This is a genomic window from Kitasatospora sp. MBT66, assembly GCF_000710405.2.
Classification (GTDB): Bacteria; Actinomycetota; Actinomycetes; order Streptomycetales; family Streptomycetaceae; genus Kitasatospora; species Kitasatospora purpeofusca.
This window is the reverse complement of the sequence record NZ_JAIY01000038.1, coordinates 1-428: the sequence shown is the minus strand read 5'-3', so window position 1 is coordinate 428 and position 428 is coordinate 1. Positions and strand designations below refer to the sequence as shown.

Sequence of the window (428 nt, the reverse complement as noted above, 5' to 3'; positions counted from 1 at the left end):
GGGCGGGCGCCGGGCGGAAGGCCGCCCCGGGCGCCGGGGCACCGGATGCCAGGTCCTCGGGACGGTAGGTGACCACCAGCGCGAGCCGCGGCGGCAGGTCACGGGCCAGCCGGACCAGCATGTCGAGGGTGGCGTCGTCGGCCCACTGGAGGTCCTCGACCACCAGGACCGGGGCGTCGAGCGCCGTGAGCAGCGCCCGCACCCCCTGGGCGAGCAGCCGGCGCGCGGACAGCAGCGTCCCGCCGTCCGGCGGCGCGGCCGGCAGCTGGGCGGCCAGGTCGGGCAGCACCAGGCGCAGCGCCCCGGTGCTGGGCGGCAGCTCGGCGGGCGGGGGCAACAGGGCGGCGGCGTCCCGCAGGGCGTCGACCACCGGCCCGAAGGGCTCCGGTTCGCGCAGCGGGTGGCACCGGCCGAGCAGCACCGGGCGG

At 80.6% G+C, this 428-nt stretch carries 1 protein-coding gene; it reads right to left on the bottom strand.

Annotation, left to right across the window (positions count from 1 at the left end; translation table 11 throughout):
- A partial coding sequence (locus tag BI06_RS52195; protein WP_043479140.1) for an AAA family ATPase occupies positions 1 to 428 on the bottom strand: 428 nt, incomplete at both ends.